Below are 21,674 nucleotides of genomic sequence, written 5' to 3'. Positions count from 1 at the left end.
TTGCCGGCAAGCGCACGGCCGGAAAACAAAAAGCCCGGTCGGATGACCGGGCTTGCTGTCTGTATTCTTGGTGGGTCGTGCGGGATTCGAACCTGCGACAAACGGATTAAAAGTCCGCTGCTCTACCAACTGAGCTAACGACCCCCGTGAGGGTCCTGATGGTGGGTCGTGCGGGATTCGAACCTGCGACAAACGGATTAAAAGTCCGCTGCTCTACCAACTGAGCTAACGACCCATCAGGGTCTCGGTGGTGGGTCGTGCGGGATTCGAACCTGCGACAAACGGATTAAAAGTCCGCTGCTCTACCAACTGAGCTAACGACCCCCGAGAGAACGAAACTATACCGAAGCCGATTTTTCGCGTCAAGATTTTCTTGGCCGATAATTTGAAATTTGTGCTATCCGCCAATATTCCGTCGCAAAACACACGCAAAAACAATTTTTGCGTCAAGGGCTTGAAAGAACTTCCGCGGCCACCCATGTCAGATAAGCCGGTAGTCCGGCCGCCAGCGGCAGCGCGACGATCTCCGGCACCTCGTAGGGATGCAGCTGCAGCAAGCGCGCCTGCAGCGCCGGATAGGCCGCCGCGGTGGTCTTGATCTGCAACGGCACCTCGCTGGCGTTTTCCAGCTTGCCCTGCCAGCGATACACTGAGCGGCACGGCGCCATGATATTGACGCAGGCGGCGAGTTGCTCGCCGACCAGCGTCTCCGCTATTTGTTGTGCCAGTGCCGCATCCGGCACATTGCACAGCACCATGATCACTTCCATCTGGATACCTGTTTTATGCGTGCGTTTCTGATCGTATTGTTGCTGTACCCGTTTGCCGAGATCTTCTCGCTGGTCTCGCTGGCCGACGCCATCGGCGGCGGCTGGACCATCGCCTGGCTGCTGTTCACCGTGCTGCTCGGCGTGGCGATGATGCGCAACAGCAAGCTGGCCAGCCTGCTGACCATCGGTTCGGTGCTGAAACAGGGCCAGGTGTCGCTGCTCGCCCTGCTGTGGCCGCTGCGCGTGATGCTGGCCGGCCTGCTGTTCGCCATTCCCGGTCTGATCAGCGACGTGCTGGCCCTGCTGCTGATGCTGCCGTGGCGCGGCCCGACGCTAGCGAACATGGTACCGCCGTCGCCTCCGCCCGCTGCGGACGGCAGCGCCGGCGGCGACATCATCGAAGGCGAATACCAGCGCGTGGACAAGACCGTCGATCCAAAATCACGGCTGCATTAAGGCCTGCAGCCGGGCCAGTGCGGTGGCGGCGTCGATGCCGCGGATGGCGACGATCTTGTGACGGTTGCGCTCGCCGCTGAGCAGCGTCACCGACGACTTGGACACTGCCAGCGCCTGCGCCAGCCACAGCAATAGCGCGGCATTGGCCTTGCCCTCCACCGGCGGTGCGGCCAACCTGATCTTCAGCGCGTCGCCGTGTTCGCCGGCCAGCGCCGTCTTGCGCGCGCCGGGCTGCAGGTGCAAAGTCAGCCGGATTCCGTCCGGCTGCGAAGTTAACCAGGGGTTCATGGCCTGCCCCACCTCAAAAAGGCTATTGTAGATCGGGCGTAGACCACAACGACACCCATAAACACAGGAGATCACCATGGATATTGGAATCAGCGAACAGGATCGTACCCGCATTGCCGAAGGCCTGTCGAAACTGCTGGCCGACACCTACACCCTGTATCTGAAGACCCACTATTTCCACTGGAACGTCACCGGGCCGATGTTCCAGACGCTGCACCTGATGTTCGAACAGCAGTACAACGAACTGGCGCTGGCCGTCGACCAGATCGCCGAGCGCATCCGCGCGCTGGGCCACATCGCCCCCGGCAGCTACGGCGACTACGCGCGCCTGACCTCGATCACCGAAAGCCAGGGCGTGCCCAAGGCGCAGGACATGATCCGCGAACTGGTGCAGGCGCACGAGACGGTCTGCCGCACCGCGCGTTCGCTGTTCCCGGTAGCCGAGCCGGCCAACGACGAGCCGACCGCCGACCTGCTGACCCAGCGCCTGCAAGTGCATGAAAAGACGGCGTGGATGCTGCGCAGCCTGCTGGAAAGCTGAGGCCGCGGCGCGCGTGATACACTGCCGCAAAGTGTAACCGCACGCTCACCATGACACGTTTCACACCTACGCCAGCGCCACCGGACAAATCGCTCATTCATGCCGCGATCCTGGTGTCGCTGGCGCTGCATTTACTGCTGCTGCTCGCCCTCGGCCGGCACGGCCTGCCACGCATTCCGTCATGGCAGCCGGCGGCGCTGCAAGTCTCGCTGCTGGCGACCCCGCCGGCGAGCACCCCGCCGCCGCTGGCCACGCAGCTGGCGCAGCACGACAGCCAGGCCGGCAGCGCCACTCCGGCCGCCAAGCCTGCTCCGGCAACGCTCGCCGCTGCCACGGCCGCCGCCAGCACCAGGGCCACACCGGCGCCGGCCGCCCCCAAGGCCGAGTCCACCGCCGTACTCAGCCGCGAACAGTCCGGCTACACCACGCCACCGCCCCCCCCTGCGCCCGCGCCACGCAGCGCCCAGGACTGGCTGAGCCAGGCGCGGCAGCTGGGCAGCAGCGCCAATGCCGCCGGCGGCGAAGCGCAGGACAAGGCCAAGGCGGTGTTCGGCGTCAACGCCACCGGGGTCAGCTGGGCACGCTACGTCGAAGACTGGCGCCTGAAGATCGAACGCATCGGCAAACGCAACTACCCGGCAGAAGCGCGGGCGCAGAACCTGTACGGCAGCCTGGAGCTGACGGTGGTGATCCGCGCCGACGGTGCGCTGCAGGACGTGCGCCTGCTGCGCAGCTCCGGCCATCCGGTGCTGGACCAGGCCGCGCAGGACATCGTGCGCATGGCCGCCCCCTACGCCCCGTTCCCGCCAACGTTGGCCGCAGAGTTCCGCAGCCTGGAGGTGGTGCGCAAATGGAGCTTCACCACCGCCAACCAGCTCTCCGCCAATTGATACAGGATCCACCATGTTTGAAGTCAATCGCAGCGTCGTCATTCTGAAACCGCGTCAGCCGTTCGCCGACTGGCTGGCCAGCCTGCCCGGCGCCCCGGCCGTGGCCTTGGACGAGCTGCGCCGCAACGGCAACGCGCTGCTGATCCCGCACGTCGACGACGTCGACCCCGCCGACTTCCTCGCCGAGCACTACCACGCGCTGTTCAGCGCCGAGCTGGCCGACTGGTGCGAGGACGACACGCTGTGGCCGCCGACGCTCAGCGCGGCGCTGTTCATGGACTGGTTCGACATCGACATTCATCCGGTGCTGACCGACCTGGTCAGCACCCCGCTGGCGCGCGAGGCGTTCCAGCCGTTCGATCTCGGTAGTCAGTAAACCCCGGCGCCGGGCGCTCACCGCCGGCACGGCAACAACAAGCTGACACCACCTTGCCGGCAACGGCTTTTCCACACGAAGGGGAAATCATGACTCACAGCACCGGCATCAAGGTTCGCGGCTACCACCTCGACCTGTACGGCCACGTCAATAACGCGCGCTACCTGGAGTTCCTGGAAGAGGCGCGCTGGACCTTCTTCGAGGAGTGCGCCGACCTGCCGGCCTTCCTCAGCTCCGGCATCGCGCTGATCGTGGTCAACATCAACATCGACTACCGCTACCCGGCGACCATGAACGACCAACTGGTGATCGAAACCGCGGTCAAGTCGGTCGGCAACCGCAGCGCGGTGATCCACCAGTGCGTGAAGCTGGCCGGCAGCGACACGGTGGTGGCCGAGGCCGACGTCACCTTCGTCGCGTTTGACGGCAAGCAGAACAAGGCGGTGGCGATCGAGGGTAAACTGCGGGAACTTCTGACCGGGCTGCAACACCAAGCCTGATCCTCACCGCCTTCGCAACAGGACAGACTCAGTCATGAAAAAATGGATACTGGCCCTGGTCGGCATCGCCGTACTCGCCATCGTCGCCTACCTCGCGCTGCTCAACAAGCCGCAGGCGCCGCAAGTCCACTACACAAACCTGTCGGGCCAGACCGCCAGCACCGACAGCCTGAAAGGCAAGGTAGTGCTGGTCAATTTCTGGGCCACCAGCTGCAGCGGCTGCATGGCCGAGATGCCGAAACTGCGCGCCACCCACGAGAAGTACGCGCCGCAGGGCTACGAAACCGTGGCCGTGGCGATGAGCTACGACCCGCCCAACTACGTGCAGACCTACGTCAAGGACACCGCGCTGCCCTTCTTCGTGACGCTGGACAGCAGCGGCAGCATCGCCAAGGCGTTCGGCGAGGTGCAGCTGACCCCGACCTCGGTGCTGATCGACAAGCAGGGCAACATCATCAAGCGCTACGTCGGCGAGCCGGACTTCACCGAACTGCACCAGCTGATCGAGCAGAACCTGAAGGCCTGATCGCGCAGCCCGCAAAAAAGCCGTTGCCATCGAAGGATGGCAACGGCTTTTTTCATGCCTCCGTCAGTGGCAACGTTGGCCGCATACCGGGCAGTCCGGATCGCGCGGCACCTTCAGCTGGCGGAAGCTGCCGTCCAGCGCGTCGTACAGCGTCAGCTGCCCCAGCGCCGGACGGCGCCCGGCCAGCAGCTTGATCGCCTCCACCGCCTGCAGGCTGCCGATCACGCCGACCAGCGGCGCCAGCACGCCGAAGGTGGCGCACGGTCCGTCGCTGGCTTCGCCCTCGTCCGGGAACAGGCAGTGATAGCACGGCGACGCGTCGTCGCGCGTGTCGTACACCGCCAGCTGGCCGCTAAAGCGCACCGCGGCGCCGGACACCAGCGGCACCCCGGCCGCCACGCAGGCGCGGTTAATCGCGTGACGGGTGGCGAAGTTGTCGGAGCAGTCCAGCACCAGGTCGTGCGCCGCCACCTCGGCAGCCAGCCTGTCGCCCTGCAGGCGCTCGGCCAGCAAGCGCAACTGCACGTCCGGATTGATGGCGGCCAACCTTGCCGCCGCCGACACCACCTTTTGCTGCCCCAGCGTGCCCATGTCGTGGATGATCTGCCGCTGCAGATTGGTCAGCTCCACCGTGTCGTCGTCGACCAGCGTCAGCTGCCCCACACCGGCACTGGCCAGGTACAGCAGCGCCGGCGCGCCGAGACCGCCGGTGCCGACCACCAGCACCCTGGCGGCCAGCAGCCGCTGCTGGCCCTCGATGTCGATTTCCGGCAGCAGGATGTGCCGGCTGTAGCGCAGCAGGGCTGCGTCGTTCAGTTCTTGCGTCATGATGCAAAAATGGCCGCAAACGCGGCCATCTCCCTTGATCTTGATTCAGGTTTTATTCTTCCGCACCCTTGCGGCTGAACTTGACACCCAGCTGCTTCAGCTTGCGGTAAAGGTGGGTGCGCTCCAGGCCGACCTTTTGCGCCACCCGGCTCATATTGCCGTTTTCCAGCACGATGTGGTACTCGAAATAGCGCCGCTCCAGCTGCTCGCGCAGTTCGCGCAGCGGCAGGCTGAAGTCGAAACCGGTTTCTTCCGCCGGCTTGTCGTGGCGGAACTGCGCCAGCACCTTGTTCACTTCCGGCGCGTCCAGCTCGCCGGATTCGGCGGTCAGCGCCAGGCTCTTGATGATGCTGCGCAACTGCTCCAGATTGCCCGGCCAGTCGTACTGGCGCAGCGCGTTCAGCGCCGCGGTGGTCAGCTTGCGGCTGGGCACCTGCTTCGACTCCACCAGCTCGTGCAGGATCTGCTCGGCGATCGAGGTGATGTCTTCCGGGTGCTCGCGCAGCGCCGGAATCGGCACGATCACGCTGGACAGCGCGGTCAGCATGCGGTTGTCGCACTCCGGATCGACCAGCAGCTCCTGCAGCGGTCGGCTGCAGGAACAGATCAGCCGCACGTTGAAGCGGTCCAGCTTGGACAGCAGGAACAGCAGGCCCTGCTGCGTGCGGCGGCTGTACTGGCCGATTTCCGGCAGGAACAGCACGCCGTTATTGGCCTTTTGCAGCAATTCCAGCGGCGCGTCGGCCAGCTGCTCCACCTTGGCCGGGGTCACCCACGGCGTATTGCCCTGGTGGAAAAAGCGCGCCACCAGCTCGAAGCCGGCGCCGGATTCGCCGGTCAGCAGCACCGGTGACTTCAGTTTCGATACCCGTTCCAGCTGTTTCTTCAGCTCCTGCACGGTTTCGCTCTTGCCCATCTTGTCGAGGTTGAGCGAGGTATTGGCCTGCATGTCGCCGTATTTCAGCGCACGCTGCACCGTGGTCAGCAGTTTCTGCAGGGCGATCGGTTTTTCGAGGAAATCGAAGGCGCCGATGCGCGTGGCCTCGACGGCGGTGTCGATGCTGGCGTGACCGGACATCATCACCACCGGCATGTTCAGTTGTCCGGACTTGGCCCACTCCTTGAGCAGGGTGACGCCGTCACAATCCGGCATCCAGATATCCAGCAGCACCAGCGCCGGTCGGGTCTGGTTGCGCAATTGACGAGCCACTTCGGCATTTTCAGCCAGCGCGACGGTATAGCCTTCGTCCTGCAAAATCTCCGAGAGAAGCTCCCGGATACCGATCTCGTCATCAACAATCAGAATATCGCTGCTTCGCATTAAGCCTCCAGCAAGGGCAGGGTGAGAAGGATGCGCGCACCGCCGCTCTGTGCATTGGCAAGGGTGATCTGTCCATGGTGTTCCTCCACTATCTTTTTCACCACGGCCAGTCCCAGTCCTGTCCCCTTGGCCTTGTTGGTTACATAAGGCTCAAACGCACGGGGAAGGATGTCCGGACTGAAGCCAACACCGTTGTCCTCTACGCAGACGAGCACGTTCCTTCCTTCTAGTCGGGTGCTAATTTGAATCATCGGGATGTCAGCGTCAAGGATTGCATCTTGTGCGTTCTGCAAAAGATTGTGCAGCACCTGGCGCAGCAAAGCCGCGTCCCCCATGACTGGCAAGGGTTGCAGGCTTAAATCCACCTTCAGCGCGGGGTTACTTTCGTACAGGACCAGCACCTCGCGCAGCAGCGTATTCAGCTCCAGTTTGACCAGTTTGATCTTCGGCGCCCGCGCATAATCGCGGAAGGCGTCGACCATGCCCTTGAGCGCGGTCACCTGCTTGATGATGGTATCGGTGGCGCGCTTCAGCATCTCGGCGTCCGACGGCTGCAGCTTGTCGGCCAGCTTCATCACCAGCCGCTCCGCCGACAGCTGGATCGGCGTCAGCGGGTTGCGGATCTCGTGCGCCAGCCGTTTCGCCACCTCGCCCCACGCCGCGTCGCGCTGCGCGCGGCCCAGCTCGGTGATGTCGTCGAACACCACCACGTAGCCGGTGGCCGGTTGCTCCGGCAGGATGGCACCGCGCGCCACCAGCTGGCGCGGCCCCTGCGCACCGAGGTAGTCGATCTGCTGCTGCCAGTCGTGCGGATTGGTGGTCGCCGCCTCGCGCAGGATGGTCTCCACCAGCGGCGACAGCTCCGGACGCAGCACCGGCCACACCTGCAGCTCGTGGCCGGACAGCTCGCCGAAGTCGACGCCGAGAATGCGCGAGGCACTGGTGTTGGCCGCACGCAGCTGCCAGTTGTAGTCGAAGGCAATCACCCCGGTCGACAGGTTGGCGAGGATGCTCTCCAGGTACAGCTTGCCGGACTCCAGCTGGCGCCGGCTCTCGTCGGCGGTCAGCCGCGCCTCGTCCAGCTGCTGCGTCATTCGGTTGAACATGGTGGTGAGGATGCCCAGCTCGTCCTTGCGATACACCGGATGGCGCTTGGAGAAGTCTCCCTGCGCCACCGCGCGGGTACCGGCGGCCAGCTCCGACAGCGGCGCCGACAGGCGCTCGGAGATGAACAGCGCGAACGCCAGCGCCGCGGTCAGCGCCAGCAGGAACACCAGCGCCAGCGTCAGCATGTAGAAGGTTTTCAGGCCGTCGCGCGACAGCACCAGCTGCCGGTACTCGGCGCGCGCGTCCTCGATCAGCTCGGCGTCGCGGGCGATGTCCACCGGCGCCGGCTGGATGATCTGGATGATCTGGGTCTGGTCGTTGACGTAGCTGCGGTAGGACAGCAGCACCTTCAGCTCCAGCGTGCCGTCGGGCGCGCTGTCGATGATCTCGTGGCTCTTGCGCTGGCGCAGGCTGCGCAGCACATCCGGATCCGGCGCCCGCGGCAGGTAGCGCACGTCGTCCGGCCCGGCAAAGCTCAGCAGCCGCCCCTGCTGGTTGTAGACCGCGATCTCCTGCACCCCCAGCTGCTCGCGCATGCGCAGCAGCTGGCTGCTGAGGCTGTGCTCGCCGTAGTCGGCGATGTCGCGCGCCACCAGCCGCGACTTGCGGCCCAGATCGGACAGCACGAAGCCGAGCGCGTTGCGCCCCAGCTCCAGGCCGCGGTCGAGCGCGTTTTCCACCTCGACGTTGAACCAGCTCTCGATACTGCGCGTCAGGAACTGCGCGGAAACGGTGAACACCAGCATGCCCGGCAGCAGCGCGATCAGGGTGAACATCACCACCAGCTTCTGCGTCAGTTTGGCGCCGAACTCGCGGCTTTTCACCCGCCGGCGCAGGCGCAGCATCTGCCGTGCCACCACCGCCAGCAGGCCGGCCAGGCCGAAGGCGTTGAGGCCGAACACCCACCAGTAGTACTCGGCCAGCTTGGAGGTGTTGCCGGTGGAAATCGCCAGCAGGTACAGCAGCACGAAGCCGAAGGCGGTGGCGATGACGGGGTAGCGCATCAGTTGCCTCCGGACGGGGCGATGCCGTTCCAGCCGGAATCCATCGCCCAGTCGTCGGCGCCCAGTGCGTTAAGCTGGAACGGGCGCGGCAGCTGGCCGAGGTCCAGCGCCAGCCGCAGGCGGCCGCGCAGCTGCTGCTGTTCGGCCGGCGACCAGTCGGCGATGTCCATCACCTTCCAGCCGGCGATGCTGCCGACCGCGGCCAGCGCCTCGTCGAGCGAGGTGTAGTTCTTGGACAGGCCGCCGATGGTGACGCGGTAGCGCCCGGTGAGGCCGTAGTGGCTCAGCTTGAAGCTGAGGCTGGCGGTCGGCTCGAACCAGCGCGACAGCTGCTGCCAGTAGGCCGAGCTGCGCGGTCGCGTCAGCTCGAAGGTCAGGCGGAAGGTCAGCGGCACGCCCTGCTGCAGCGCCTGCTGCAGTTGCGCGGGCAGCGTGATGCGGTAACGGCTGGCGACGCTGAGCGCGCCGTCCTGCGCCTCCAGCTGCAGCCGCTGCGCCACGATGCCGTCGGCGGCGTGGCACAGCCCGGCCTGCGCCAGCAGCAGCAGGCTGGCGAGCAGCAGCAGCTGTTGCTTAAGCTTTTTCCAGCAGCGCGTAGTAGAAGCCGTCATGGTCTGCCGAAGGCAAGAGTTGTTCGGAGCCGGCCAGGCGTGCATCCGGATGACGCTGCAGGAAGGCGTCCAGCTGTTGCTGGTTCTCTTCCGGCATGATCGAGCAGGTGGCGTACAGCATCTTGCCGCCCTTGGCCAGCAGCGGCCACAGCGCGTCCACCATCGCCGCCTGTTGCTGGCCCAGCGCGGCGAAGTCTTCCGGCCGGCGCAGCCACTTGATGTCCGGATTGCGGCGCACCACGCCGCTGGCCGAGCACGGCACGTCGGCGAGGATGCGGTCGAACGGCACGCCGTCCCACCAGCTGTCCGGCTTGGCGGCGTCGGCTGCGGCCAACGTTGCCGTCAGCTGCAGGCGCGCCAGGTTCTCGGCCACCCGCTCCAGCCGCGTCGCGTCGATGTCCAGCGCGGTGAGCTGAATATCGGCCAACTCCAGCAAATGGCCGCTCTTGCCGCCGGGGGCGGCGCAGGCGTCCAGCACCCGCATGCCGTCGGCGATATCCAGCCGCAGCGCCGCCTGCTGCGCGCCGAAGTCCTGCACCGACACGCAGCCTTCGGCAAAACCCGGCAGGTCGCGCACATTGCACGGCGCATCCAGCTTCACCGCGTAGTCGCCGAGCGCCTTGGCGCCGCGACCGGACGCCTGTAGCGCCTCGACGTAGCCGGCGGCGGTGCCGTGGCGGCGGTTGATGCGCAGCGTCATCGGCGGATGGCGGTTGCTCTTTTCCAGGATGTCGGTCCAGCGCGTCGGATAGGCGGCGCGCACCTTCTGCACCCACCAGCGCGGGTGGTTGTAGCGCGCCTCGTTGTCGGCCTGGGCATCGGCCAGCAGCTGCTCCTTGTTGCGCAGGAAGTTGCGCAGCACGCCGTTGACCAGCCCCTTGAGGCGGCCGGCGGCCAGGTCCTGCGCCAGCGTCACCGCCTGGTCGACCACCGCGTACGGCGCGGCACGGGTGTGGATCAGCTGGTACAGCGCCACCAGCAGCAGGCGCTCGACATCCACCGCCGGCAGCGGCTTGGGCACCAGCGCCCGCAGGATGAAGCGCAACTGGCCGAGATTGCGCAGGCTGCCGTAGGCGATGTCCTGCAGCGCGCCGCGCTCGCCGGGCGTCAGGGTCTCGCTGCGCTGGATATTGCCCAGCGCCTCGGTCAGGGTACGCCCTTCTTCTACACGCGCGATGATGCCCGCGGCCAACTCCTGGATTCGATGCATGTCAGTCTGGTTCTTTCCAATGAAACCGGCCACCGTTCGCACAGGGAACGGTGGCCGTTTTAAATAATGGTGCAATGATACCGGTCAGCGACCGTTGCGCGCTATCTGATTGAGGCGGGCGATGCGCTCCTCGGTGTGCGGGTGGGTGCGGAACAGGCTGCTGAGGCCGCCGCCGGACAACGGGTTGATGATCATCATCTGCGCCGTTTCCGGATGTGCCTCGGCCGCCGGCATGATGCGGCCCTGCGCGTAGTACTCGATCTTCTGCAGCGCGCTGGCCAGCGCCAGCGGGTCGCCGCTGATCTCGGCGCCGCCGCGGTCGGCCTCGAATTCGCGCGCGCGCGAGATCGCCATCTGGATCAGGCTGGCCGCCAAGGGCGCCAGCAGCGCCACCGCGATGCTGGCGATTGGGTTGGCCGGCCGCCCTTCCTCGTCGCGACCGCCGAAGAACATCGCGAAGTTGGCCAGCGCCGAGATGGCACCGGCCATGGTGGCGCTGATGGTGGAGATCAGCGTGTCGCGGTGCTTGACGTGGGCCAGCTCGTGCGCCATCACGCCGCGCAGCTCGCGGTAGTCCAGCATGCGCATGATGCCGGTAGTGGCCGCCACCGCCGCGTGCTCCGGATTGCGGCCGGTGGCGAACGCGTTCGGCTGCTCCTCGTGGATCACGTACACCCGCGGCATAGGCATCTGCGCGCGCTGCGCCAGCTCGGCCACCATGTTGTACAGCTCCGGCGCGGTGCGGGCGTCGACCTCCTGCGCGTTGTACATGCGCAACACCATTTTGTCGGAGTTCCAGTAGGCAAACACGTTCATCGCGCCGCCGAACAAGAGCGCCAGCAGCATGCCGCTCTGGCCGCCGATCATGCCGCCGATCATGCCGAACAGCGCCACGATCGCCGCCATCAGGATGGTGGTTTTCAGCCAGTTAAAGCCCATCGCGTCCTCCTTTGTACAAAGCCATGCTCCCGATATGGGGCCATGGGCATTGGAATATCAAGCCCCGAGCAGGGTTCCCGCCAGCGCACTGCGACCGGCGACAAACTCGCGTGCGGCCAACCTTTTGCCACCGGCGGCCTGCAGCTGGGTCAGCACCAGCAGGCCGTTACCGGTGCCGACCACCACGCCATCGGCGTCGGCGCGCAGCACCTCGCCGGCCGGCGCCGTGCCGGCGACGGCGTGCGCCTGCCACAGCTTCAGCGCCTCGCCGCCCAAGAGCGTGTGCGCGCCCGGCGCCGGGTTGTAGGCGCGGATGGCGCGGGCGATGTCTTCCGCCGGCTGCGTCCAGTCGATGCGCGCCTCGTCCTTGCTCAGCTTGGCGGCGTAGGTGACGCCCTCTTCCGGCTGTTTCTGGGCCACGCAGGCGTCCAGCCGCGCCAGGGTGCTGACGATGGCGTCGGCGCCGAGCGCGGCCAGCTTGTCGTGCAGGCTGGCGGCGGAGTCGTCGGCCGCGATAGTCAGCGGGTGGACGCTCAGCATGTCGCCGGTATCGAGGCCGACGTCCATCTGCATGATGGTGATGCCGGTTTCCGCGTCGCCGGCCAGGATGGCGCGCTGGATCGGCGCCGCACCGCGCCAGCGCGGCAGCAGCGAGGCGTGGATGTTCAGGCAGCCGCGCGCCGGCATGTCCAGCACCGCCTTGGGCAGCAGCAGGCCGTAGGCGGCCACCACCATCGCGTCGGCCCCCACTTCAGCCACCAGCGCCTGCGCTTCCGGCGTCTTCAGCGTCAGCGGCTGCTCCACGCGCAGGCCGTGCTTGAGCGCCAGTTCCTTCACCGGGCTGGGCTTCAGCTTCATGCCGCGCCCGGCCGGACGGTCCGGCTGCGTCAGCACCAGCGCGATGTCGTGACCGGCGTCAATCAGCGCCTGCAAGGCGGCGGCGGCGAATACCGGGGTGCCGGCAAAAATCAGTTTCATCGGGAATCCTCAAATGCAACGGGGCACGACTGGCGTGCCCCGCATCAGGCTGCGGCCAAGGTTGGCCGCACGCTTACAGGGTGTGCTTCTCGCGCTTTTTCAGCTTGGTACGGATGCGGTTCTGTTTCAGGTCGGACAGGTATTCGACGAACACCTTGCCGTCGAGGTGGTCCACCTCGTGCTGCAGGCAGATCGCCAGCAGGCCACCGGTTTCCAGCTCGAAGAACTCGCCCCTGGCGTCCTGCGCGCGCACCTTCACGTGCTCGGCGCGGGTCACCTTGTCGTAGATGCCGGGCACCGACAGGCAGCCCTCCTCGTACACCGTCTCGCCGTCCTTTTGCAGGAACTCCGGGTTGATGAACACGCGCGGCTCGTTGCGGTCCTCGGAGATATCGATCACGATCAGGCGCTGGTGGAAGTCCACCTGCGTCGCCGCGAGGCCGATGCCCTTGGCCTCGTACATGGTTTCGAACATATTGTCGATCTGCTGCTGCAGCGCGCTGTCGAAGCTGGTTACCGGCCGCGCAACCTTGTGCAGACGCGGGTCGGGATAATGCAGGATGTTGAGCAGTGCCATAATCAAACCGTTATTCCAGTTGTAGGATGCCGTGACAGGCAACGATAATGTTGCCAGCATCCGGTTTCACTATAAATTACTGAGCCAGTGCCGGTCAGGTGGGGTCATTCATCGATGTTTAAACCTATTATACCGCTCATCCTCGCGCTGGGCCTGTCCGCCGCCGCATTTGCCGACACCCTGCAACTGCGGCCGGATGCGCCGCAACGCTACGTGGTCAAACGCGGCGACACGCTGTGGGACATCTCCGGCCGCTACCTGACCGCGCCGTGGAAATGGCCGCAGCTGTGGAACATGAACCGCGACGAGGTGAAAAACCCGCACTGGATCTACCCCGGCAACGTGCTGTACCTGGAGATGGTCGACGGCAAGCCGCGGCTGCGCCTCGACAGCAGCGCGCTGCGCGTGGTCAAGCTGTCGCCGCGGGTGCGCGCCGAGCAGCTGGATGGCGCCATTCCCACCATCCCGGCCAAGATCATCGACCCCTTCCTCAAGCGCCCGCTGCTGATCGAGGACGAGGCCAGCTACCTGCGGTCGCCGAAGATCATCGCCGGCCCCGACAACCGCGTGATCCTGTCCACCACCGACCGCGCCTACAGCCAGGGGCTGGACGCCGGCGGCTTGTGGCAGGCCTACCGCCTGGGGCGCACCATCACCGACCCGGACAGCGGCGAGGTGCTCGGCCATGAGGCCACCTACGGCGGCGACCTGATGGTCGACAAGCTGGACGAGGTGTCCACCCTCAGCGTGCGCAAGATCGCGGAAGAAGTGCTGGTCGGCGACCACCTGCTGAAGAGCCTGCCCGCGCCGCTGCTCAACTACACCCCGCACGAGCCGCCACCGGAGCTGGAAGGCCGCATCGTCACCAGCTACGCCGGCGTCAACGAGATCGGCCAGCAGTTCAACGTGCTGATCAACCGCGGCGCGCGCGACGGCGTCGAGGTCGGCCACGTGTTCGGCATCTACCGCGCACCGCGCCAGATCAGCGTCGACAAGAAGCAGCAGGTGACCCTGCCCAGCGAGAAAGTCGGCCGCCTGATCGTGTTCCGCGTGTTCAACAAGGCGTCCTACGCGCTGGTGCTGGACGCCACCCAGCCTATCTTGGTCAAGGACCGCATCGCACAACCGTGAGCCCGCACTCCCTGCTCGACTGGACCACGCTGGCGCTGACCCCCGGCATCGGCCCGCAACGCTTCCTGCAGCTGCTGCAGCGCTTCGGCGATGCCGGCCATGTACTCCGTGCCGGCCACGGCCAGCTGCGCGACATCCTCGACGGCAAGACGCTGGCGGCACTGGACGCCGGTGACGGCGCCCGCGCCGCCGACGCCGCGCTGCGGTGGGCAGAAGGCGCGGACTGCCACCTGCTGACGCTCAACGACGACGACTACCCCTGCCAGCTGGCCGAGGCCGGCAGCGCCCCGCCGCTGCTGTTCGCCCGCGGCCGGCGCGCCCTGCTCGCGCAGCCGATGCTGGCGGTGGTCGGCAGCCGCCACGCCACGCCGCAGGGCGCGGACAACGCCCGCACCTTTGCCCAAAGGTTGGCCGCACACGGCTACAGCATCGTCAGCGGCCTGGCCGGCGGCATCGACGCCGCCGCGCACGAGGGCGCGCTGCCCGAGGCGGCCAGCACCATCGCCGTGATCGGCACCGGCATCGACCGCGTCTATCCGGCGCGCAACCGCGAGCTGGCACACCGCATCGCCGGCCACGGCCTGATCCTGTCCGAGTTCGCGCTCGGCACCCCGCCGCTGGCCGGCCACTTCCCGCAGCGCAACCGCATCATCGCCGGCCTTGCCCGCGGCTGCCTGGTGGTCGAGGCCGCGCCACAGAGCGGCTCGCTGATCACCGCGCGGCTGGCGCTGGAAGCCGGCCGCGACGTGATGGCCATCCCCGGCTCCATCCACAACCCGCAGGCGCGCGGCTGCCACCGCCTGATCCGGGACGGCGCCCGGCTGGTGGAGAGCGCCGACGACGTGCTGGACGAGATCGGCCGCCTGCCTTCCGCCGCCGTCACCGCCGCCGCGGCCACGCCCGCCGCCGGCGACGCCGCCGCCCACCCCTTGCTGGCCGCCATCGGCTACGACCCGGTCGACAGCGACACCCTGGCGGCACGACTCAAGTTGACGGCAGGGGAGCTTTACGCGATGCTTCTTGAGCTTGAGCTGGCCGGACACATCGAAAGTCTGGACGGCGGGCGCTACCAGCGCCGATCACCGGCGCCAAGCCGTCCCACCTAACCCGATGATTAAATAACGATGTTTGATGTTCTCGCCTATCTTCTCGAAGAATTCAACGACCCTGCAGCCTGCCCGGAACGTGACGACCTCGGTCGCCAGCTGGCGGCGGCCGGCTTTGAAAACGAGGAAATCAGCGACGCACTGGACTGGCTGGACGGCCTGAACCAGCTCAACGACGGCAGCTACGACGGCGCCGATGCCGGCAGCGGTTTCCGCTGCTTCAGCGCGGAAGAAAACGCCCGCCTCAGCGGCGAGATCCGCGGCCTGATCCTGTTCCTGGAAGCCAACGGCGCGCTGTCACCGGCGCAGCGCGAAATGCTGATCGACCGCCTGCTGGCGATGCCGGACGACGAGATCTCCCTGCCCAGCGCCAAGCTGGCGGCACTGATGGTGCTGTGGGCGCAAGGCGCGGAACTACCGATCCTGCTCGGCGAAGACCTGCTGTGCGCGCTGCACGGCGAACCCACGATGCAGTAAGCCCCGGCTGCGCGCCTCAAGGTTGGCCGCAGCGGAAAAACGCCCGATCAAGAGCGCAAACCTTGCGCTCTTGTTTTGTTTGATGAATACACAATATTGTCGTGCCCCCCGGCGCACTACCGAAAACAGACCGTTATGCCCTCAAACCTGCTGATTGTCGAATCGCCGTCCAAGGCGAAAACGCTGAAAAAATACCTGGGTCCGGACTTCGAAGTCCTCGCCTCCTACGGTCACGTCCGCGACCTGGTGCCGAAGAACGGCGCCGTCGATCCGGAGAAAGACTTCGCGATGAAATACCAGGTCGTGGCGCGCAACAGCAAGCACGTTGATGCCATCGTCAAGGCAGTGGGCGAGGTGGACCACGTCTATCTGGCGACTGACCCGGACCGCGAAGGCGAGGCCATTTCCTGGCACCTGGTCGAAATCCTCAACAAGAAAAAGCTGCTGAAGGACAAGACGGCGCAGCGCGTGGTATTCCACGAGATCACCAAGAATGCGGTGCTGGACGCCATCGCCAACCCGCGCGCCATCGCGCAGGACCTGGTCGACGCGCAGCAGGCGCGCCGTGCGCTGGACTACCTGGTCGGCTTCAACCTGTCGCCGCTGCTGTGGAAGAAGATCCGCCGCGGCCTGTCCGCCGGCCGCGTGCAAAGCCCGGCGCTGCGCCTGATCTGCGAGCGCGAGAACGAGATCAAGGCCTTCGTCGAACAGGAATACTGGTCGGTACACCTGGACAGCCACAAGGGCCGCACCAAGTTCAGCGCCAAGCTGACCACGCTCTCCGGCAACAGGCTCGACCAGTTCGCCTTGCCGAACGAGGCGGAGCAGGCCGGCGTGCTGGCCCGCCTGCAGGGCCACGACGCGGTGGTCAGCAGCATCGAGAAGAAAAAGAAATCGCGCAGCCCGGCCGCGCCGTTCACCACCTCGACACTGCAACAGGAGGCGGTGCGCAAGCTGGGCATGACCACCGACCGCGCGATGCGCACCGCGCAGCAGCTGTACGAGGGCGTGGACATCGGCCAGGGCACCGTCGGCCTGATCACCTATATGCGTACCGACTCGGTGGCGCTGGCGGCCGAGGCGGTCGAGGAGATCCGCGGCTACATCGGCGAGCGCTTCGACGCCGAGCACCTGCCGAAGAACCCGATCGCCTACAAGAACAAGTCCAAGAACGCGCAGGAGGCGCACGAGGCGGTGCGGCCAACCTCCATCCTGCGCACGCCGGAGGCGATGAAGCCGTTCCTGACCTCCGACCAGTTCAAGCTCTACGACATGATCTGGAAGCGCACCCTGGCCTGCCAGATGGCCCCGGCCAAGTTCGACACCACCAGCGTGGACATCACCGTCGGCGAGGGCATCTTCCGCGCCAGCGGCCAGGTACTGGTGTTCGCCGGCTTCCTGTCGGTGTACGAGGAAGACGTGGACGACGCCGAGGACGAGGAAAACGCCAAGCTGCCGCTGCTGGCCGAAGGTGACACGCTGCCGGTGGACAAGCTGTACGGCGAGCAGCACTTCACCCAGCCGCCGCCGCGCTTCTCCGAAGCCTCGCTGGTGAAATCGCTGGAAGAATTCGGCATCGGCCGCCCGTCCACCTACGCCAGCATCATCTCGACGCTGAAGGATCGCGAGTACGTGATCCTGGACAAGAAGCGCTTCTACCCGACCGACACCGGCGACATCGTCAACAAGTTCCTGACCGAGCACTTCGCCCAGTACGTCGACTACAACTTCACCGCCAAGCTGGAAAACCAGCTCGACGAGATCGCCAGCGGTACGCGCCAGTGGGTGCCGGTGATGGACAGCTTCTGGAAGGGCTTCCACAAGCAGATCGTGGAGAAGGAGGGCATCAGCCGCGCCGAGGTCACCACCGAAAGCCTGGACGAAGCCTGCCCGAAATGCGGCAAGCCGCTGTCGATCAAGTTCGGCAAGCGTGGCCGCTTCATCGCCTGTACCGGCTACCCGGACTGCGACTACACCCGCAACGTGGGCGAAACCGCGGAACAGGCCGCCGCCGAGGCGGAGGCGCCGACCATCATCGAAGACCGCACCTGCCCGGACTGTGGCGGCGAGCTGCACATCAAGAAGGGCCGCTACGGCAAGTTCATCGGCTGCGCCAACTATCCGAAGTGCAAGCACATCGAGCCGCTGGAAAAACCGCGCGACACCGGCGTGCAGTGTCCGGAATGCAAGACCGGCAGCCTGATTGAGCGCAAGAGCCGCTACGGCAAGCTGTTCTACAGCTGCAACACCTATCCGAAGTGCAAGTACGCGACCTGGAACCCGCCGGTGGCCGAGCCGTGCCCGCAGTGCCACTGGCCGATCCTGACCATCAAGACCACCAAGCGCCGCGGCACCGAGAAGGTGTGCCCGCAGAAGGAGTGCGGCTACGCCGAACAGATCGCGCCGCCGGAAGGCAAGGCCGAGGCCTGATCCGGTTCCGCCTCGAGACAACGCCGCTGACACCCAGCGGCGTTTTTTCTTGCCCGGCATCAGGCTGCGGCCAACGTTGGCCGCAAAGAAAAACCGCCGCGAAGCAGGGCCGGGCGGCGGTGTCGGAATCAGCGCGGGATCAGGCGCGGGGCACGATCTGCTGCACGCTGCCGTCCAGCGCCATCAGGTAGCTCTCCACCTGCAGTTGCGGATGCTTTTGCAGGATCGCCTTGCGCAGCGCCATCAGCGTCTCGGCGTGGACGCGGGTTTCCTTGTCCGGCGCCTGGCCGAAGTCCTCGCCCAGCACCACCTTGTAGGCACCGCAGTCGCGGTGGTCGAGCAGCATCACCTTGTGGATGTGGTGCAGGCTGATGGCGACGTCGAGGTGCTCCCAGAACGCGGTATTCCACGCCGGGAACTTGCCGGTGAGCGCGCCGAGCGAGGCGCCGGCCAGCACGATGTGGTCGTACTTGTCCTTCATGCCCTTGCCGGCCATGAAGCGCTCGGTATCGTCGACCAGCCGGTAGTCCATGCACGACAGCAGCAGCGCCTCGGTGCCGCCGGCGGCGTGCGCGGTGCGCGGCAGGAAGCTGCCCAGCAGCGCCGCGGCGCCACCCATGGCCGCCAGTTTCACGAACTGGCGCCGGCCGACCGGCCGCGCCGCGCTGCCGTGGCAGTCAGCCAGCGGCGAGTGTTGTGCCTGGCACATCGCATCCCCTCTCTCGTGTCCTGCCCTGCCGCAGCGTCTGCGGCGCGGCGGATCAGGCTTTCTTGACGAATTCCGACTTCAGCTGCATCGCGCCGATGCCGTCGATCTTGCAGTCGATGTCGTGATCGCCGTCGACCAGGCGGATGCTCTTCACCTTGGTGCCGACCTTGACCACCAGCGACGAGCCCTTGACCTTCAGGTCCTTGATCACGGTCACGCTGTCGCCGTCCTGCAGCACATTGCCGTTGGCATCGCGTACCACGCGCTGCGGCTCGGCCTCTTCCGTGGCCGCGGCATCGGCGGACCACTCATGCGCGCACTCGGGGCAGACGAACATCGCGCCGTCCTGGTAGGTGAATTCCGAGCCGCACTGCGGGCATTGGGGCAAATTAGTCATGCTGTACCTATGTTTCTGAATGTGGCGGCCGCCGCGCCGGCCCGGGAAGGAACAACAACCCTGCAAACGATGCGGTCTTTACGAGTGCCGTATTATCCGCCAGCCGCCCCCGGTTTCGCCAGCAAAAGGCGCAGTCTTGTCGTTACCGGTCGCCGCGCACGCCCCGTCCCGCCGCACCGGCGCCTGGCGGGTTTGACAACTTACTGATCAGTAAGTATCTTCGCCAGCAAGGCTGACACCATACCAATAATCAACAACTTGCCTTGCGGCCAACGTTGGCCGCAAGGCCGCAAACAACACGAGGGCAACACCATGACGGCTTATCCGCACCTGCTGGCACCACTGGATCTGGGCTTCACCACGCTGAAAAACCGCGTGCTGATGGGCTCGATGCACACCGGACTGGAAGAGGCGCCGCAGGGCTTCGAGAAGATGGCGGCCTTCTACGCCGAGCGCGCGCGCGGCGGCGTCGGCCTGATCGTCACCGGCGGCGTCGGCCCCAACGAGGAAGGCCGCGTCGCCGAGGGCGCGTCGATGCTGGCCGACGCGCACGAGGTGCCGCAGCACCGTATCGTCACCGATGCGGTGCACGCCGCCGGCGGCAAGATCGCGCTGCAGATCCTGCACACCGGCCGCTACAGCTACCAGGAAAACCTGGTGTCGGCGTCGCCGATCTGCGCGCCGATCAACTTCTACCGCCCGCGCGAGATGTCGGAAGACGACATCCAGCGCACCATCGCCGATTTCGCCCGCTGCGCCAAGCTGGCGCAGGACGCCGGCTACGACGGCGTGGAGGTGATGGGCTCGGAAGGCTACCTGATCAACCAGTTCATCGTGCGCCACACCAACAAGCGCACCGACGACTGGGGCGGCAGCTTCGACAAGCGCATCCGCTTCGCGCTGGAGGTGCTGCGCGCGGTGCGTGCCGCGGTCGGCGCCGAATTCATCATCATCTACCGGCTGTCGATGCTGGACCTGGTCAACGACGGCAGCAGCTGGGACGAGGTGGTGCAGCTGGCGCAGGAAGTGGAAAAAGCCGGCGCCACCCTCATCAACACCGGCATCGGCTGGCACGAGGCGCGGGTGCCGACCATCGCCACCAGCGTGCCGCGCGGCGGCTTCGCCTGGGTGACGAAAAAGCTGATGGGCCAGGTCGGCATCCCGCTGATCACCACCAACCGCATCAACACCCCCGAGGTGGCGGAAGACATCCTCGCCGGCGGCTGTGCCGACATGGTGTCGATGGCGCGGCCCTTCCTCGCCGACCCGGAGTTCGTGCTCAAGGCCGAACAGGGTCGCGGCGACGAGATCAACACCTGCATCGGCTGCAACCAGGCCTGCCTGGACCACATCTTCCAGGGCAAGCTGACCAGCTGCCTCGTCAACCCGCGCGCCTGTCGCGAGACCGAGCTCAACTACCTGCCGACGGCCGCGCCGAAGAAACTGGCGGTGGTCGGCGCCGGCCCGGCCGGCATGGCGTTCGCCACCATCGCCGCCGGGCGTGGCCACGCGGTGACGCTGTTCGACGCCGCCGCCGAGATCGGCGGCCAGTTCAACGTCGCCAAGCGCATTCCCGGCAAGGAGGAGTTCCACGAGACGCTGCGCTACTTCGCGCGCCGCATCGAGCTGACCGGCGTCACGCTGCGCCTGAACACGCGCGTGACGGCGGACGACCTGGCCGCTTTCGACGAGGTGATCCTCGCCACCGGCATCGCGCCGCGGCTGCCGGCCATCCCCGGCATCGAGCACCCGAAGGTGCTGAGCTACCTCGACGTGCTCAAGCACGGCAAACCGGTTGGCCGCAGGGTGGCCATCATCGGCGCCGGCGGCATCGGCTTCGACACCGCGGAATTCCTCAGCCACGAGGGCAAGTCCAGCTCGCTGGATCCTGCCGCCTTCATGCGCGAGTGGGGCGTGGACATGCAGCTGGCGCACGCCGGCGGCCTGGCGCCGCAGGGGCCGCAGCCGCACCCCAGCCCGCGCGAGATCTACCTGCTGCAGCGCAAGAGCAGCAAGGTCGGCGACGGCCTGGGCAAGACCACCGGCTGGATCCACCGCGCCAGCCTGCAGATGAAGCAGGTCACCATGATTCCGGGGGTCAGCTACGACAGCATCGACGATGCCGGCCTGCACGTGACCATCAAGGGCGAGGCGCAGGTGCTGGCGGTGGACAACATCATCATCTGCGCCGGGCAGGACCCACTGCGCGAACTGCAGCAGCCGCTGATCGACGCCGGCAAGACGGTGCACCTGATCGGCGGCGCCGACGTCGCCGCCGAGCTGGACGCCAAGCGCGCCATCGACCAGGGCGCTCAACTGGCGGCGCGCATCTAAGCACCGGCTGGCGCGCGTGAGCGGCGCCGCCCTCCCCCCATTGCGGCCAACCTTGCACCAGGGTTGGCCGCAACACGTCATGATTCAGGCATTTTGCTGCAACGCGACATTTCGATAGATTTCGCACCACGTTTGCGCCAGATCAGTTCCCTTTTTTGCGCCCGCCCC

General features: G+C 66.2%; 23 protein-coding genes and 3 tRNA genes. 11 read left to right on the top strand and 15 right to left on the bottom strand.

What is annotated here, in order from left to right:
- Positions 1–68: 68 nt before the first annotated feature.
- From IE100_RS07155 to cutA, 4 genes are all read right to left on the bottom strand, one after another.
- Positions 69–144: transfer RNA gene (locus IE100_RS07155), tRNA-Lys, on the bottom strand.
- Positions 145–159: 15 nt separating this feature from the next.
- Positions 160–235 (bottom strand) — tRNA-Lys (locus IE100_RS07150).
- A 13-nt stretch (positions 236–248) separates the two neighbouring features.
- Positions 249–324, bottom strand: a tRNA-Lys gene (locus IE100_RS07145).
- 122 nt (positions 325–446) lie between these two features.
- Entirely contained in the window at positions 447–770 is a 324-nt protein-coding gene (cutA, locus tag IE100_RS07140; protein ID WP_047966605.1) for a divalent-cation tolerance protein CutA, read from the bottom strand.
- Positions 771–785: 15 nt separating this feature from the next.
- Between cutA and IE100_RS07135 the strand changes: the two genes are divergently transcribed.
- Complete coding sequence (locus IE100_RS07135; protein WP_189373400.1) at positions 786–1,226, top strand: FxsA family protein; 441 nt, start codon at positions 786–788, stop codon at positions 1,224–1,226.
- Here IE100_RS07135 and IE100_RS07130 read toward each other — a convergent pair.
- Positions 1,212–1,514: a DUF167 domain-containing protein gene (locus IE100_RS07130; protein WP_189373399.1), complete on the bottom strand. Its 303-nt coding sequence runs from the start codon at positions 1,512–1,514 to the stop codon at positions 1,212–1,214. The genes IE100_RS07135 and IE100_RS07130 overlap by 15 nt on opposite strands.
- 76 nt (positions 1,515–1,590) lie before the next feature.
- Here IE100_RS07130 and IE100_RS07125 point away from each other — a divergent pair, with 76 nt between their 5' ends.
- The 5 genes from IE100_RS07125 (at position 1,591) to IE100_RS07105 (ending at position 4,347) form a co-directional block, all read left to right on the top strand.
- The gene (locus tag IE100_RS07125; protein ID WP_189373398.1) at positions 1,591–2,055 is read left to right on the top strand and encodes a Dps family protein; all 465 of its coding nucleotides are present in this window, start codon (positions 1,591–1,593) and stop codon (positions 2,053–2,055) included.
- Positions 2,056–2,105: 50 nt separating this feature from the next.
- A complete protein-coding gene (locus IE100_RS07120; protein WP_189373397.1) occupies positions 2,106–2,945 on the top strand; it encodes an energy transducer TonB in 840 nt (279 codons plus the stop codon).
- Between the two features lie 13 nt (positions 2,946–2,958).
- Positions 2,959–3,321, top strand: a complete 363-nt coding sequence (locus IE100_RS07115) for a VacJ (protein WP_189373396.1) — start codon at positions 2,959–2,961, stop codon at positions 3,319–3,321.
- Between the two features lie 89 nt (positions 3,322–3,410).
- On the top strand, positions 3,411–3,821 hold the full coding sequence (locus tag IE100_RS07110) for an acyl-CoA thioesterase (protein ID WP_189373395.1): 411 nt from the start codon (positions 3,411–3,413) through the stop codon (positions 3,819–3,821).
- Positions 3,822–3,855: 34 nt separating this feature from the next.
- A complete protein-coding gene (locus IE100_RS07105) occupies positions 3,856–4,347 on the top strand; it encodes a peroxiredoxin family protein (RefSeq protein ID WP_189373394.1) in 492 nt (163 codons plus the stop codon).
- 63 nt (positions 4,348–4,410) lie between these two features.
- On the opposite strand, the gene IE100_RS07100 is transcribed toward IE100_RS07105, so the two are convergent.
- The 8 genes from IE100_RS07100 to def form a co-directional block, all read right to left on the bottom strand.
- A complete protein-coding gene (locus IE100_RS07100) occupies positions 4,411–5,175 on the bottom strand; it encodes a HesA/MoeB/ThiF family protein (protein WP_189373393.1) in 765 nt (254 codons plus the stop codon).
- A 52-nt stretch (positions 5,176–5,227) separates the two neighbouring features.
- Positions 5,228–6,496: a sigma-54-dependent transcriptional regulator gene (locus IE100_RS07095; RefSeq protein ID WP_047966614.1), complete on the bottom strand. Its 1,269-nt coding sequence runs from the start codon at positions 6,494–6,496 to the stop codon at positions 5,228–5,230.
- On the bottom strand, positions 6,496–8,607 hold the full coding sequence (locus tag IE100_RS07090) for a sensor histidine kinase (protein ID WP_189373392.1): 2,112 nt from the start codon (positions 8,605–8,607) through the stop codon (positions 6,496–6,498). The genes IE100_RS07095 and IE100_RS07090 overlap by 1 nt, the downstream gene beginning before the upstream one ends.
- Positions 8,607–9,218, bottom strand: coding sequence for a DUF4390 domain-containing protein (locus IE100_RS07085; RefSeq protein ID WP_189373391.1), 612 nt, complete (start codon positions 9,216–9,218; stop codon positions 8,607–8,609). Before IE100_RS07085 ends, IE100_RS07090 begins: the two co-directional genes overlap by 1 nt.
- On the bottom strand, positions 9,181–10,428 hold the full coding sequence (gene rsmB / locus IE100_RS07080; RefSeq protein WP_189373390.1) for a 16S rRNA (cytosine(967)-C(5))-methyltransferase RsmB: 1,248 nt from the start codon (positions 10,426–10,428) through the stop codon (positions 9,181–9,183). Before rsmB ends, IE100_RS07085 begins: the two co-directional genes overlap by 38 nt.
- 84 nt (positions 10,429–10,512) lie before the next feature.
- Positions 10,513–11,367 carry a zinc metalloprotease HtpX gene (gene htpX, locus IE100_RS07075; protein ID WP_189373389.1) on the bottom strand — a complete coding sequence of 285 codons (855 nt, stop codon included), beginning with the start codon at positions 11,365–11,367 and terminating at the stop codon, positions 10,513–10,515.
- 57 nt (positions 11,368–11,424) lie between these two features.
- A complete protein-coding gene (gene fmt, locus IE100_RS07070) occupies positions 11,425–12,345 on the bottom strand; it encodes a methionyl-tRNA formyltransferase (RefSeq protein WP_189373388.1) in 921 nt (306 codons plus the stop codon).
- 73 nt (positions 12,346–12,418) lie between these two features.
- Positions 12,419–12,922: a peptide deformylase gene (gene def, locus IE100_RS07065; RefSeq protein ID WP_189373387.1), complete on the bottom strand. Its 504-nt coding sequence runs from the start codon at positions 12,920–12,922 to the stop codon at positions 12,419–12,421.
- A gap of 114 nt (positions 12,923–13,036) precedes the next feature.
- Here def and IE100_RS07060 point away from each other — a divergent pair, with 114 nt between their 5' ends.
- From IE100_RS07060 to topA, 4 genes are all read left to right on the top strand, one after another.
- A complete protein-coding gene (locus IE100_RS07060; protein WP_189373386.1) occupies positions 13,037–14,053 on the top strand; it encodes a LysM peptidoglycan-binding domain-containing protein in 1,017 nt (338 codons plus the stop codon).
- Complete coding sequence (gene dprA, locus IE100_RS07055; protein WP_189373385.1) at positions 14,050–15,159, top strand: DNA-processing protein DprA; 1,110 nt, start codon at positions 14,050–14,052, stop codon at positions 15,157–15,159. The genes IE100_RS07060 and dprA overlap by 4 nt, the downstream gene beginning before the upstream one ends.
- 18 nt (positions 15,160–15,177) lie before the next feature.
- Positions 15,178–15,636, top strand: coding sequence for a Smg family protein (locus IE100_RS07050; protein WP_189352788.1), 459 nt, complete (start codon positions 15,178–15,180; stop codon positions 15,634–15,636).
- A 135-nt stretch (positions 15,637–15,771) separates the two neighbouring features.
- Positions 15,772–18,066 (top strand): type I DNA topoisomerase, encoded by a 2,295-nt coding sequence (gene topA / locus IE100_RS07045; protein WP_189373384.1) that lies wholly within the window; start codon positions 15,772–15,774, stop codon positions 18,064–18,066.
- A gap of 139 nt (positions 18,067–18,205) precedes the next feature.
- On the opposite strand, the gene IE100_RS07040 is transcribed toward topA, so the two are convergent.
- Positions 18,206–18,775 (bottom strand): carbonic anhydrase, encoded by a 570-nt coding sequence (locus tag IE100_RS07040; RefSeq protein WP_189373383.1) that lies wholly within the window; start codon positions 18,773–18,775, stop codon positions 18,206–18,208.
- Between the two features lie 52 nt (positions 18,776–18,827).
- Positions 18,828–19,172: a zinc ribbon domain-containing protein YjdM gene (locus tag IE100_RS07035; RefSeq protein ID WP_189373382.1), complete on the bottom strand. Its 345-nt coding sequence runs from the start codon at positions 19,170–19,172 to the stop codon at positions 18,828–18,830.
- 312 nt (positions 19,173–19,484) lie between these two features.
- On the opposite strand from IE100_RS07035, the gene IE100_RS07030 reads away from it, so the two are divergent.
- Complete coding sequence (locus IE100_RS07030) at positions 19,485–21,506, top strand: NADPH-dependent 2,4-dienoyl-CoA reductase (protein WP_189373381.1); 2,022 nt, start codon at positions 19,485–19,487, stop codon at positions 21,504–21,506.
- Positions 21,507–21,674: the final 168 nt, after the last annotated feature.

The sequence above is a fragment of the Vogesella alkaliphila genome (genome assembly GCF_014652475.1).
Classification (GTDB): Bacteria; Pseudomonadota; Gammaproteobacteria; order Burkholderiales; family Chromobacteriaceae; genus Vogesella; species Vogesella alkaliphila.
Note: the sequence above shows the minus strand (reverse complement) of the source record. Positions and strands in the feature narration are given on the sequence as shown.